Source organism: Pseudomonas graminis (genome assembly GCF_001705435.1).
GTDB lineage: Bacteria > Pseudomonadota > Gammaproteobacteria > Pseudomonadales > Pseudomonadaceae > Aquipseudomonas > Aquipseudomonas graminis_B.
Genome location: NZ_MDEN01000064.1, coordinates 167129 through 181532 on the forward strand (window position 1 = coordinate 167129; position 14404 = coordinate 181532).

At 60.2% G+C, this 14404-nt stretch carries 8 protein-coding genes; 2 read left to right on the forward strand and 6 right to left on the reverse strand.

The features are described 5' to 3' along the window. Window positions 1-6 precede the first annotated feature (6 nt). Window positions 7-3906: a phosphoribosylformylglycinamidine synthase gene (gene purL, locus BBI10_RS16000; RefSeq protein ID WP_065989975.1), complete on the reverse strand. Its 3900-nt coding sequence runs from the start codon at window positions 3904-3906 to the stop codon at window positions 7-9. 213 nt (window positions 3907-4119) lie between these two features. Here purL and mltF point away from each other — a divergent pair, with 213 nt between their 5' ends. Continuing rightward, entirely contained in the window at window positions 4120-5580 is a 1461-nt protein-coding gene (gene mltF / locus BBI10_RS16005) for a membrane-bound lytic murein transglycosylase MltF (protein ID WP_065989976.1), read from the forward strand. Between the two features lie 33 nt (window positions 5581-5613). On the opposite strand, the gene tadA is transcribed toward mltF, so the two are convergent. Continuing rightward, complete coding sequence (gene tadA / locus BBI10_RS16010; protein WP_065989978.1) at window positions 5614-6096, reverse strand: tRNA adenosine(34) deaminase TadA; 483 nt, start codon at window positions 6094-6096, stop codon at window positions 5614-5616. Then, window positions 6096-7469 carry a multicopper oxidase family protein gene (locus tag BBI10_RS16015; RefSeq protein ID WP_065989980.1) on the reverse strand — a complete coding sequence of 458 codons (1374 nt, stop codon included), beginning with the start codon at window positions 7467-7469 and terminating at the stop codon, window positions 6096-6098. Before BBI10_RS16015 ends, tadA begins: the two co-directional genes overlap by 1 nt. A gap of 171 nt (window positions 7470-7640) precedes the next feature. Here BBI10_RS16015 and BBI10_RS16020 point away from each other — a divergent pair, with 171 nt between their 5' ends. After that, window positions 7641-10574 (forward strand): membrane-targeted effector domain-containing toxin, encoded by a 2934-nt coding sequence (locus BBI10_RS16020; RefSeq protein ID WP_065989982.1) that lies wholly within the window; start codon window positions 7641-7643, stop codon window positions 10572-10574. Between the two features lie 199 nt (window positions 10575-10773). On the opposite strand, the gene BBI10_RS16025 is transcribed toward BBI10_RS16020, so the two are convergent. The 3 genes from BBI10_RS16025 to guaA form a co-directional block, all read right to left on the reverse strand. Then, a complete protein-coding gene (locus BBI10_RS16025; protein WP_065989984.1) occupies window positions 10774-11259 on the reverse strand; it encodes a hypothetical protein in 486 nt (161 codons plus the stop codon). Window positions 11260-11541: 282 nt separating this feature from the next. Further along, the gene (locus BBI10_RS16030; protein WP_065989986.1) at window positions 11542-12534 is read right to left on the reverse strand and encodes a serine hydrolase domain-containing protein; all 993 of its coding nucleotides are present in this window, start codon (window positions 12532-12534) and stop codon (window positions 11542-11544) included. Window positions 12535-12793: 259 nt separating this feature from the next. Beyond that, the gene (gene guaA, locus BBI10_RS16035; RefSeq protein ID WP_065989987.1) at window positions 12794-14371 is read right to left on the reverse strand and encodes a glutamine-hydrolyzing GMP synthase; all 1578 of its coding nucleotides are present in this window, start codon (window positions 14369-14371) and stop codon (window positions 12794-12796) included. Window positions 14372-14404: the final 33 nt, after the last annotated feature.

Sequence of the window (14404 nt, forward strand, 5' to 3'; positions counted from 1 at the left end):
CAGCGATCAGTCAACCCAGGCGCGGGCGTTGCGGAACATGCGCATCCACGCGCCGTCTTCGGCCCACTCATCCGGACGCCACGAGTTGGTCACGGCGCGGAACACGCGCTCAGGGTGCGGCATCATGATGGTGACGCGACCGTCGAGGGTGGTGAGACCCGCGATACCGCGGGGCGAACCGTTCGGGTTGGCTGGATAGGTTTCAGTGACCTTGCCGTGATTGTCGACGAAACGCACGGCAACGGTGCCGGACAGATCGGTTTCGATCAGCGACTCAGGGGTCTTAAACTCGGCGTGACCTTCACCGTGGGCGATGGCGATCGGCATGTGAGAGCCGGCCATGCCTTGCAGGAAGATCGACGCCGACTTCTGGATTTCGACCATCGCCACGCGCGCTTCGAACTGCTCCGAGCGGTTGCGCACGAAGTGCGGCCAGAATTCGCTGCCCGGGATCAGCTCGCTGAGGTTGGACATCATCTGGCAACCGTTGCAAACGCCCAGCGCGAAGCTGTCGCTGCGGGCGAAGAAGCCCTGGAACGCATCCCGTGCACGGCTGTTGAACAGCGCGGACTTGGCCCAGCCTTCGCCGGCACCCAACACGTCGCCGTAGGAGAAACCACCGCACGCCACCAGACCCTTGAAGTCGTTGAGGTCGACGCGACCGGCGAGGATGTCGCTCATGTGCACGTCAACCGAGGCGAAACCGGCGCGATCGAACGCAGCCGCCATTTCAACCTGACCGTTGACGCCCTGCTCACGCAGTACCGCTACTTGTGGGCGAACGCCCTTCTTGATGTAAGGCGCAGCGATGTCGTCGTTGACGTCATAGCCCAGCTTCACGTTCAGGCCCGGGTTGTCTTCTTCCAGCAGCGCGTCGAATTCCTGATCGGCGCAATCGGCGTTATCGCGCAGGCGCTGGATCTGATAGCTGGTTTCGCTCCACTGACGCTGCAGCAGGCGGCGATCGCCTTTGAACACGGTGTCGCCGCTCAGGCAGATGATCACGTCGCTGTTGTTGATCGGTTTGCCGATCACGGCGACGCAATCCTCGCCCAGGCCGGCAGCGCTGAACTGCGCGAGCACGAGCGGCGTGGCGTCCTGACGAACCTGGATCACTGCACCCAGCTCTTCGTTGAACAGAATGGCCGCGACTTTTTCGCGGGTGCCGGTCAGCGTGTCGAGTTCGAGGTTCAGACCACAGTGCCCAGCGAACGCCATTTCCAGCACGGTCGCCATCAAGCCACCGTCGGAACGGTCGTGATAGGCCAGCAGGTGGTCGTCGGCGTTGAGGCCCTGGATGACGGCAAAGAAGGCTTTCAGGTCTTCAGCGTCATCGACGTCCGGCGCAACGCTGCCGAGCTTGCCGTGGGTCTGGGCGAGGATCGATGCGCCCATGCGGTTCTGACCACGACCGAGGTCGATCAGGATCAGATCGGTCAGGCCCTTGTCCATGCGCAATTGCGGGGTCAAGGTCTTGCGGATGTCGGTGACCGGGGCGAAACCGGTGACGATCAGCGACAGCGGCGAGGTCACGGTTTTTTCGGTGCCCTCTTCGCTCCAGCGGGTCTTCATGGACATCGAGTCCTTGCCCACTGGGATGGTAATGCCCAGCTCGGGGCACAGCTCCATGCCGACGGCTTTCACGGTGTCGTACAGGCGCGCGTCTTCGCCCGGGTGACCGGCTGCGGACATCCAGTTGGCGGACAGTTTGATGTCGGAAAGCTTGCCGATGCTCGAAGCAGCGATGTTGGTCAGGGTCTCGCCAATCGCCATGCGGCCGGAAGCCGGGGCATCCAGCAAGGCCAGCGGCGTGCGCTCGCCCATCGCCATGGCTTCGCCGGTGTACACGTCAAAGCTGGTTGCGGTGACGGCGACGTCCGCCACCGGCACTTGCCACGGGCCGACCATCTGGTCGCGATTGACCATACCGGTGATGCTGCGGTCGCCAATGGTAATAAGGAAGCTCTTGCTTGCCACGGCCGGGTGATGCAGCACGCGCTGCACGCTTTCTTCGATGTCGAGCGCGCTCGGGTCGAAGTCGTCACCCAGCTCTGTCTCACGCTCGGCCGAACGGTGCATGCGCGGGGCTTTGCCCAGCAGCACTTCCAGCGGCATGTCGACAGGGTTGTTGCCGAAATGGCTGTCAGTGACGGTCAGTTGCGGCTCTTCAGTAGCCTCACCGACCACCGCGAACGGGCAACGCTCACGTTCGCAGATGGCTTTGAAGCGTTCGAAATCAGGAGCGCTGACCGCCAGAACGTAACGCTCCTGGGACTCGTTGCTCCAGATTTCCAGCGGAGCCATGCCTGGCTCGTCGTTTGGCACGTTGCGCAGTTCGAAGCGGCCGCCGCGACCGCCGTCGTTGACCAGTTCAGGGAAGGCGTTGGACAGACCACCCGCGCCGACGTCATGGATGAACGCGATCGGATTGGCTTCACCCAGCTGCCAGCAGCGGTCGATGACCTCTTGGCAACGGCGTTCCATTTCCGGGTTTTCACGCTGCACCGAGGCGAAATCCAGGTCAGCCGAGCTGGTGCCGGTGGCCATGGATGAAGCCGCGCCGCCACCCAGACCAATCAGCATCGCGGGGCCGCCGAGCACGATCAGCTTGGCGCCCACGGTGATTTCGGCTTTCTGCACGTGCTCTTCGCGGATGTTGCCCATGCCGCCTGCGAGCATGATCGGCTTGTGGTAGCCGCGAACTTCGTCGCCATGTGGCGTGCTGATCGACTGCTCGAAGGTACGGAAATAACCGGTCAGCGCCGGGCGACCGAACTCATTGTTGAACGCCGCGCCACCCAGCGGGCCTTCGATCATGATGTCCAGTGGTGTCACGATGCGCTCGGGTTTGCCGTACGGCTTTTCCCAGGGCTGCTCGAAACCCGGAATGTTCAGGTTGGACACCGTGAAACCGGTCAGGCCGGCTTTCGGCTTGGCGCCACGTCCGGTCGCGCCCTCGTCACGAATCTCGCCGCCGGAACCGGTGGCTGCGCCAGGGAACGGGGCAATTGCCGTCGGGTGGTTGTGGGTTTCGACCTTCATCAAAATGTGCACCGGCTCCTGAACCGCACCGTACTCGCGGCTTTCAGGATTCGGGAAGAAGCGGCCGGCCACGCTGCCGACGATCACCGAGGCATTGTCCTTGTAAGCGGACAGCACGCCTTCGTTGTGCATCTGATAGGTGTTCTTGATCATGCCGAACAGGCTTTTGTCCTGGCTCTGGCCGTCGATGTCCCAACTGGCGTTGAAGATCTTGTGACGGCAGTGCTCGGAGTTGGCCTGCGCGAACATCATCAGCTCGATGTCGTGTGGGTTGCGCTTGAGGCCGGTAAACGCGTTCACCAGGTAGTCGATTTCGTCTTCGGCCAGGGCCAGACCCAGTTCGACGTTGGCTTTTTCCAGCGCCGCACGGCCGCCGCCCAGCACGTCGATGGCGATCAGCGGCTTGGGCTCGGCGTGGCTGAACAGGCTGGCGGCCTCTTCCAGCGCGCCCAGTACGATCTGGGTCATGCGGTCATGCAGCGTGTCGGCGATCAGTTGCGCATCAGCGTCGCTGAACTGGCCTTCTACATAAAACGCGATGCCGCGCTCAAGGCGCTGGATCTTGGTCAGGCTGCAATTGCGCGCGATGTCGGTGGCCTTGCTCGACCATGGCGAAATGGTGCCGAAACGCGGGAGTACCAGGAACAAGCGGCCCGCCGGCTCCTGAACCGGCACGCTCGGACCGTATTTCAGCAGGCGGGCAAGGACTTGCTGCTCGTCTTCGGTCAGGACGCCATTGACCTCAGCGAAGTGGGCGAATTCAGCGTACAGGCCACTGACAGCCGGAACTTTATCGTTCAGCTGCGCAAGTAATTTCTTGTGGCGGAAGGCGGAAAGGGCGGGAGCACCACGCAGGATCAACATCGTCGGGACAGCCTCGGGAAGGGGGTGTGCTTTGAGGCCGTGCATTCTAGCCTAATCAGTCTGCGTCGGCACCCGAAACCACGGCATGGGATGCACCCGAATGTCGGCTCCGGGCGCTTGCCTGCGCAGGAAGGTAAAAATTCCTCGGCTCTATCAGACGGGACCTGCGCTGTCGAGATATGGCGGTATGGCTCCTTTGCGTATACTGCACCGATGTTTTCCCTATCAGATTTCCGCCCACGCTGTGCCAAGTGGCTCATCGCAACCGGAATCTTCCTGCTGCTCGGCGCGTGTGTGGAGAAACCCAACACGCTGGAACGAGTCAAGGAGGATGGCGTTCTGCGCGTCGTCACCCGCAATAGCCCGGCAACCTATTTTCAGGACCGCAACGGTGAAACCGGTTTCGAGTACGAACTGGTGAAGCGTTTCGCCGACGATTTGGGCGTTGAACTGAAAATCGAAGCCGCCGACAACCTAGACGACCTGTTCGATCAGATGGGCAAGCCCGGCGGGCCGGTGCTGGCAGCAGCGGGCCTGGTGAGCAGCGAAAACCGCGCGAAACAGGTGCGTTTTTCTCACTCCTATCTTGAAGTCACCCCGCAGGTCGTTTACCGCAACGGCCAGTCGCGCCCCACCGATCCGGGCGATCTGGTCGGCAAGCGTATCCTCGTCCTTAAAGGCAGCAGCCACGCCGAGCAGCTGGCGGCGCTGAAGGTCAAGTACCCCGGCATCAACTATGAAGAATCCGATCAGGTCGAAGTCGTTGACCTGCTGCGCATGGTGGACGAGGGTCAGATCGACCTGACCCTGGTGGATTCCAACGAACTGGCGATGAATCAGGTGTATTTCCCCAACGTGCGCGTCGGCTTCGACCTCGGCGATGGCCGCGATCAGCGTTGGGCCGTGGCGCTGGGGGATGACAACAGCCTGCTCAACGAGATCAACGCCTATCTCGACAAGATGCAGAAGAACGGCATGCTGCAGCGACTCAAAGACCGCTACTACGGGCATGTCGACGTCCTCGGTTATGTCGGCGCCTACACCTTCGCCCAGCATTTGCAGGAGCGCCTGCCCAAGTACGAGAAGCACTTCCAGACCGCCGCCAAAGCAGAACAGGTGGACTGGCGCCTGCTCGCGGCGATCGGTTATCAGGAATCGTTGTGGCAGCCGGGCGTGACGTCGAAGACCGGCGTGCGCGGCTTGATGATGCTCACCCAGAGCACGGCCCAGGCCATGGGTGTGTCCAATCGGCTCGACGCCAAACAGAGTATTCAGGGCGGCGCCAAGTATTTCGCCTACGTCAAAGAACAGCTCGACGACTCGATTCAGGAGCCGGATCGCACCTGGCTGGCGCTGGCGTCCTACAACATCGGCAGCGGCCACCTGGATGACGCGCGCAAGCTGGCCGAAAGCGAAGGGCTTAATCCGAACAAGTGGCTGGACGTGAAGAAGATGCTGCCGCGTCTGTCGCAGAAGAAGTGGTACAGCAAGACCCGCTACGGCTACGCCCGTGGCGGCGAACCGGTCAGTTTCGTCGCCAACATCCGCCGTTACTACGACATTCTGACGTGGGTGACGCAGCCGCAGATGGAAGGCGGCCAGGTGGCGGAAGGCTCGTTGCATGTGCCTGGGGTCGACAAGACCAAGCCTTCAGAAGAGAAAGCGCCGCTTTAGTCAGTGCCAGAATCCGCTCGCCGCCGCACTGAACTAACCCTTCGCCCGCCTCATCCTGAAAAACTCGCTCAGCATCGTCCCGCATTCCTCCCCCAGCACCCCGCCTTCGAACAGCACGCGATGATTGAGAAACGGCTGCATGAAGAACTGCCCCTGACTCTGCACCACCCCCGCTTTGGGCTCGGTCGCGCCATACACCACGCGGCTGATGCGCGAATGAACGATCAACCCCGCGCACATGCTGCAGGGTTCCAGCGTCACGTACAGCGTGCTGCCGGGCAGGCGATAATTGCTGAGTGACTGCGCCGCCGCGCGAATGGCGACCATCTCGGCGTGGGCACTGGGATCGCTGCCGCTGATGGGGCAGTTGAAACCGCGGCCCACGATTTCGCCGTTCTGCACCACCACCGCGCCGACCGGCACCTCGCCCAGCAACGCACCCTCCGCCGCCAGCGCCAGGGCTTCGCGCATGAAATGCTGATCGCGACTGCGATCGATGATGGGCGGCTGACGCATCAGGAGACCTCGATAGCGGCCATGAGGCCGGTTTCCATGTGATCGATCACATGGCAGTGAAACATCCACACGCCGGGATTATCCGCGACCAGCGCGACGCGCGCGCGCTCGTTGCGCCCCAGCAGATAGGTGTCCGTAAAATACGGAACCACCTTCTTTCGATTGGAAGCGATGACTTTGAAACTCATCCCATGCAAGTGAATGGGGTGCTGATACTGCGTCATGTTCTTCAGCTCGAAGATGTAACTCTTGCCGCGTTCAAGCTTGGCGATCGGCCGGTCCGCGCAGGTCTTGTCGGTGATGTCCCACGCCTGGCCATTGATCTGCCACAAGCTCGGCGGTTTGCCGTTGTCGACATTCACAGACACCGACCCGACCCACTCGAAGTTGAAATTGAGCTTCTCGGCGTTGGCCAGATCGGGCTCGGCGACCGGATTCGCCGGCAGCTCAGGGGGCCACTCGCCCGGCGTATCGGTGCTGGCGACCGAACGGAAGGTGCCCAGCCGCACCGGGCCGTTGCGCAGGGAAATCTCTTCACCGACCGCAGGCGCCTTGATCGCCAGACAGATGCGCATGCCCGGCCCCAGCCAGTAATCCTTGCCCAAGGGGCGCGGTTTGACCGGGTTGCCGTCGAGGGCGTAGATCATCGCCTCGGCGCCTGGCAGATTCAGGCGGTAGGTCACCGTGTTGTCGAGATTGAGAATGCGCACCCGGGTGATTTGCCCGGCAGGCAGCTCGACGACGCCCTGTGGCACGCCATTGATCGTCGACAATCGCCCGGCCGTGCCCTCGCGGGCGGCCTCGCGAATGACGCTGAAATCAGTGAAAGCGCCCTCTTCGTCCACGTGCCAGCTCTTGAGGCTGACGACGCGTTCGTGGGCAAACCCGGTCGGCTCGCGCTCCTCGACGATCAGCGGGCCAACCAGCCCGCGGCCCAGCTCCTCACTGCTGCTCACATGGGGGTGATACCAATAGCTGCCGGCGTCCGGCACTCGGAATTTATAGTCGAAGTACTCGCCCGGCTTGACCGGCAATTGCGAGACGTAAGGCACGCCGTCCATCTCCAGCGGGAGCCGAATGCCGTGCCAATGAATCGTGGTTTCCACGGGCAGATGATTGATGAAGCGCACCCGTAGCCACTCGCCCTGCCTGACGCGCAATTCAGTGCCCGGAGCCGACCCGCCGAATGCCCAGGCGGGCGTCTGGTGCCCGGCCACCAGTTCAACGTCCAGCGGCGCGGCGATCAATTCATAATCGTGCCCTTCTCCCGGCCCGCGTCTGCCCAGCCAATACCTTGAGGCGCCGCCCGCGCCAAGCCCGACCACCGCAAGACCGGCCAGACCTCCGAGTATCTGTCGACGGGTAAAAGACATGTACGAAAAAACCTCAAACGACGGGTCGCATCCGTGAACGATGCGAGGGGCGGACACGATACACCTGCCCTTACAGAAATTTAAGGCGACGGCGTACGCAATACATATTTAGTGCCAAATGAATCAGCAATCAGGCCAAGCTTGTCTTCCCATTCATCAAGGAAGACGAATATGACCGTTGCACCCGCTCACCCGCCCGCTGCATCCCTGAGCCAGGACCGAAACGCCCTCATCACCATGAGTGAGCGCATGGTCGAGGCCTGCCCGGACATGCGCGAAATGGCCCGCAGCATCGCCCGAGAAGTCCTCCTGCGCCAGACCGGTCGCGACATCGAGCCAGATACCGTTTACTGGCACCGCTTCCACACGGCAGTCAGCAGTCCGCGGTCATTCAATGGCTGGGAGCACCGCGACGCGCCCTATCAATCGATGACCCTCCCGCAACTGGTCATGCACCGCTTCAATCCCCACGATCAGGACAACGCCGACACCCTGCAGATGCTTAGCGGGTTCTACACCGCAGGCCCTGATGCAGAAGCGTTCGATGAACGAAACGAGGTCAGGGTGTTGCCCGCCCAGGTCATGACTGAGTTTTGGTCAGTGGACTTCAAATCGCGCTATCAGGAAAAGCTGAAGGCGTTCTGGCGCGACTTCGCCGACGATTTTCGCACCATGGCCAAAGCCAACTTCATCGCCAGCGCCTTCGAAGACCAACAGGCCGGCTGGCTCAGTGAAGAAGATCTGCGAATCGTCTTGCGTGCGGCGAACGTAGAACCGTCCGAGGCACCGAGCCTGCAAACTCTGCGAACCAGCGCTCCGGCCAGCGCTGACGCGAAAGTCTGGACCTTCGACGTGATCGGCTACGAAGCCAGCGACGTCTTGCGCATCGTGACCGCCGAAGGCCGGCAAATTCTCTACACCCCCGGCGAAGTGCAGGCGTTTCATGCCTTCGCCACGCCCGAAGAGCTGCATGGGTGGCTGCTGTCGCAGAACAACCGCCCAGAACGCCGCGCGCGTTTCATGGGCCATTTCCCGTTGTCGGCACACGGAGCGGCTGACAACAACATCGGGCTGTTCCATGGCCTGGATGTGCTCTACACCTCATGGGGATCCGCTCATCCCGGTCTGATCAATCAACACAGTCGGCCCGTGTCGGGAGACCCGTTCAGCCATTTGCGCGACGCGATCCGAGCTCGGATGTTTGCCGACGCAGACCTGGCGCTGCATTCCAACGGCGACCTGCGCAAACAGATGTGGATCGGCTATCTGCGGTCGTTCTCGCAGCTTTCCGGTGCGCTGGCGGCGATTGACTGGCCGATTGCGCTGGCAGCCGTGGGTGCCGGCATCGCCGACATGGGCCTCAACATTGATCAGGCCGTGAACGGCGCGAGCACGGCGCAGCGCAAGGCAGGGGTCATCGGGGCTGTGACGGCCAGCATCGACGTCTTGTTCAACAGCGCCTTTCTTATCGGCGGGGAGGCGATGCCGGAAGGCGAGTTGCTGCAGCCTGAACCCGAGGGAGAGCTGGCACCGGAAGTCGATGAGCCCACCGATGGGTTAGTTCAGATGCCGGGCCTGAAACCAGAATCCGTTTACCCCTTTGAGCGCGACGATGCCTTGGCCTACTTCGAGACCAACATGCTGCTGGATGCCTTCGAACCCGTGCGTGAAGAAGGTCGCATGAAGGGCATCTACCTGACCGATCAGGGCGAAACCTTCATCGAGATCGATGGCTTCGCCTACGCCGTTCGCTACATCAACGAGCTGAAATGCTGGGCCATCATCGACCCTGCAAATCCTTACTCGTTTTACCGAAACATGCCTGTGCGCCTTAACGCTGCTGGCACCTGGGAGCCCGTCACTCCCTTGAACCTGTCAGGCGGCGGAAAGGTGCTCGGCAAGATGGGGCCCGGTCGTGGGGTCGGCGTTTCTCCCCAGACGACCACCCTCCCCAGCCCATACGAAGTGCCAGCGGCGCTGAGGACTGAAGTCATGGAGGGCGCGCAATATGGCGGCCGCTTTGTCGACGATCGCTATCACAGCCCCGATTTTGACAAACCCGATCCCTATGACGACTTCAAGCGCATCCGTCGCAATCTGCGCGATGACGCCAACGCCTTCTTCAACACGCTCGAACTGCCAAAGCGTCCAGACATGCCAGAGCTGAGTGCCAACGCGCCGCTCAAACGTGCGCTCAAGATCGTATTCAAACGTTCATCGGGCCTGGTCATCGGCGAGAGCCATGCAGGGATCGGCAGCAAACAGTTTCTGATCGAACAGATGCCGCTGCTCACCAAGCTCAAGGTGAAAACCCTGTACATGGAGCACGTGCTCACCGACTTCCATCAGGTGGATCTCGATACGTTTTCGAGAACGGGCACTCTGTCGCCTCAGCTTGAGGACTACATCAAGGCGCTGGACAAAGGCCATCGAACTGATCCAAACGGCAAATACACCTTCATGGCCGTTTTCAAAGCCGCGCAAGAAAACCGCGTGCGCATCCGCGCCATCGACTGCATGGCGAGTTACCGCGTCGACGGCATGGACGGCGCGGAGCAAGGGCTGCGGCAGAAGGTGATGAATTACTACGCCAAGGGCGTGATCGACGCAGACCAAGGGGCGAGAAGCGGCGGCCACTGGGTAGCACTGGTGGGTAATTCCCACGCCAATACGTATCAGGGCGTCCCCGGTCTCGCGGAACTGGAAGGTGCGGTAGGGCTGCGCATTGAAGACGTTCGTGTGGCTGAATCGGCTGGAATAACGCCAGACCCCGGCGTTGAAATGACCGACACGGTGGGCCGTCGTGCGGGACGCGTACAGAGTGATCTGCGTCTGCAAGTGCTCGTCGCCCCGCCCCGGATTGAGCTCAGCCTGGAGAACAAACTGCTACGAGCGGGCATGTTCACCCTCAATGACAGTGATGGTCACCTCGCCATCGTCCACCGCAGCAACGAAGGCACTGCGGTTCGTACCGAGATCAAACGCGAGGGCAAGCACCTTTATATCGATCGGCCTAAATGGCAGCGGGTGAGCGGACGTCGGTTTGAGACGTTGGCGGATCTGACGACGGCGCTGGAGCTGATGGGGATGACGTGGGTGCGTTGAGGCGTCATATTTAAAAAAGCCGAGTGGCGCGCTAAGGGATCCACTCGGCTGTTTTCTGCCCAATACGCTGGCCGACGCTTCGATCAAATACGGCGGCCAACGGTTACCTTCCGTGCGTGCATAGACGCGAACATGACGCCCTTCTAAGGTCTCGCCCTCTTGGGTTCACGTCTTGGCCGGTAGCGTGACCTTCCCGTGTTCAGTCTCGTATAAGTTTCAGCAGTCCGCCGTCATACCAGGAAAGAGCTAACGTCCCATCTTGCGCCAGGAAAAATGCAGGGCTTTCTTTATCAAGAGGCCCCCAGCTTCCAGTTTTGCATTCAACGCCGTAGGGTACGGCTTTTTCGATGCCCAGCTTATGGAGTTGTGGCTTCAGTTCAGCTCCACTCATCGCTGGAAGCTTATGAAAAACAGGCCCGTTGCACACGTCTTCCGTTGAGTCTGCTGACGCTTTCCATGCAAGTTGATCGTGATTGAAACTGAGACGTCGGCCCATGAAGCTTGGGTCATTATCTTCCAGTGCTTGCACGCCCGAGTCTGATACCGCTACACCTGCTACGTGCCAACTGCCGTAAAGCGCGTTTTCTCGAAGCTGATCGTGCTTTGCAGCATCCATAGTCGCTGCGCATCCTGTCAGCGACAACATAATCAGAAAGGATGAATTGAAAGAAAATCGGGATTTCATGAACGGGTTCCTTGATTATGGCGGATGCGAGCATCGCATCCATTTGCTGATATCGAGGCTTAAGGCGCCCACCAAAGACTTCTTCGTAACGATTTTCCTCGAACTTCAAGCCATTTTCAAATGAGGTCATTTACGGTGGGCGAAGGACGGCGTCGTTCGTTACAGCGGCAGCCTCTTACACGGAAGCGCTTGGCGGGACTTATGAAGCACAGGCCTCATAACCAGCCATTCAGCTTAAACCATGGGAATTAAACAGGGAGCTCTGTGCGGGAAAACACAAGCCTAAAGGCCATGCTCTGCACAGAGCTCAGCAGCCAGTTGCTCTACTTCGTAATCTTCGACGTTCGATAAAATAGCAAGCGTATAGCCCTTCTCCAGCGAGCGTTCGAAATAGCTGCTGAAGCCTGCCGTAACACCCTCATGGCAGAACTTCACCCCCTTGCCATCTTTCTCCATGGATACCCCGAAGCAATAACTCGAATGCTCAATGATCGCTTCTCCCCTGTGGTTTACTGGCGCCAGCGGCGTCAACATTTTTCCTATAACAGCATGTCCTCCCACCTTGGCGGTGAGAAAATTCTCGCCCCACTTCATGAGATCTGCAGCGGAAGAATGTACCAGGCTCGCCCCCAAGGAATTCCAGGGGCTACGCGAAAGAGCATAAGTCTGCCCGTTACTTCTTGCATAGCCGCTGGCAACTCGATCATCCCGGTTCAATCCATCTAGAATAAAAGTGTGCTCCATAGCCAAGGGCGCAAAAATATGGGTTTGGGCGTAGTCGGATAAGCAGAGCCCACTCACACGTTCTATAACGATCCCCAGCAAAAAATAACCTGTATTACTGTACTCAAATCGCTCTCCTGTCGGAAAATCAGGACGGGTCTGCTCTCTTAAAAGAGCAAGGATATCGGCAGCACCGAGCTCATCGCCAAAATCGATGCCTTGCGACAATGCAATCTCTATGAAATCAGTCATTCCACCAATGTGATAAACAAGATCCTGCAAGCTGATTTGAGATGAGTAGCCACTGATCTCTGGTACGAAGCGGCCTATCGGATCGCTTAAAGCCAAAAGCCCCCCCTGCTCCAGCAGCAGCAAACAAAACGCAGTGAATTGTTTGGAAACGGAGGCCAGGTCAAAGACAGTATCGCGGTTCAGCGGTCGCTGGGTATCGATGCTTTCCACACCAATACTCCGCTCGTGGCACCCGCCCTGGTCGAAGCAAAGCAATGAGACAAATCCAGGGTTTTGGTGTTTGGATTCAAAAAAGGGCATGCCCGGATTCACTTATAAAAGCTGTCTGGTGTTATGTCATCGAGTTCAAGCCAGTGGCGGTAATGAGATCTAACACCATGCCCTTCCCCGTCAAGGCGGCAGTTACCTCAGCCAGTACCCCCAAATGCCGCACAAGCACCTTGGCTGGCGATGCACAAACCTGCCAGAACTTGCCTGACCCAAAAACCCAAAAGCCCGCAATTACGCGGGCTCCAGGGCATTTCTTGCTAGATCGTGCCGGACAATCCCGGCCACCCCATCACTCCCACTCAATCGTCGCAGGCGGCTTGCTCGACACGTCATACGTCACGCGCGAAATGCCTTCGATCTCATTGATGATTCGGCCACTGACCGTTTCCAGCAGTTCGTAAGGCAGGTGTGCCCAACGTGCGGTCATGAAGTCGATGGTTTCCACGGCACGCAGGGCGACGACCCAGGCGTAACGACGGCCGTCGCCGACCACGCCAACCGATTTCACCGGCTGGAATACGACGAAGGCCTGGCTGACTTTGTGGTACCAGTCGGCTTTGCGCAGTTCTTCGATGAAGATGTGGTCGGCGCGACGCAGCAAGTCGGCGTATTCCTTCTTCACTTCACCGAGGATGCGCACGCCCAGGCCCGGGCCCGGGAATGGGTGGCGGTAGACCATGTCGTACGGCAGGCCCAGTTCCAGGCCCAGACGACGGACTTCGTCCTTGAACAGTTCGCGCAGCGGCTCGACCAGTTTCAGGTTCATCTCTTCCGGCAGGCCGCCCACGTTGTGGTGCGACTTGATGACGTGCGCCTTGCCGCTTTTGGCGCCAGCGGACTCGATCACGTCAGGGTAGATGGTGCCCTGGGCCAGGAACTTGATGTTGTCGAGCTTGGTCGACTCGGCGTCGAACACGTCGATGAAGGTGCGCCCGATGATCTTGCGCTTCTTCTCTGGATCGCTCTCGCCGGCCAGGTTGTTGAGGAACTGGTCTTCGGCGTTGGCGCGAATGACCTTCACGCCCATGTTCTCGGCGAACATGGCCATGACTTGCTCGCCTTCGTGCAGGCGCAGCAGGCCGTTGTCGACGAAGACGCAGGTCAGTTGGTCGCCGATGGCTTTGTGCAGCAGCGCTGCGACCACCGAGGAGTCAACACCGCCGGACAGGCCCAGCAGCACGTTGTCGGTACCGACTTGGGCGCGAACCTGGGCGATGGCGTCTTCAGCGATCTTCGACGGGGTCCACAATGCTTCGCAGCCGCAGATGTCGAGGATGAAGCGCGACAGGATGCGACCGCCCTGCTTGGTGTGGGTCACTTCCGGGTGGAACTGCACGCCGTAGTAGCCGCGGGTGTCGTCGGCCATGCCGGCGATCGGACAGCTTGGGGTGCTGGCCAGTACGTGGAAGCCTTCCGGGATCTCGGTAACCTTGTCGCCGTGGCTCATCCACACGTCAAGGCCGAAAACGCCATCGGCGTCGACGTGGTCTTCGATGCCATCCAGCACGCGGCTCTTGCCAACGATATCGACGCGGGCGTAACCGAACTCACGCATTTCGGAGCCGGCCACGCGGCCACCGAGCTGCTCGGCCATGGTCTGCATGCCGTAGCAGATACCGAAGATCGGCACATTCAGGTCGAACACGGCCTGCGGCGCGCGCGGGCTGTCAGCGACGTGGACGGACTCGGGGCCGCCGGCGAGGATGATGCCTTTCGGGGCGAATTCGCGGATCGCTTCGTCCGACATGTCGAACGGGTGCAGTTCGCAGTACACGCCGATTTCGCGAACGCGACGGGCGATCAGCTGGGTGTACTGGGAACCGAAGTCCAGGATCAGGATGCGGTGGGCGTGAATGTCGAGGGCCATGAGAGGACTCTAGATAGAGCAGCTTCAAGCCTC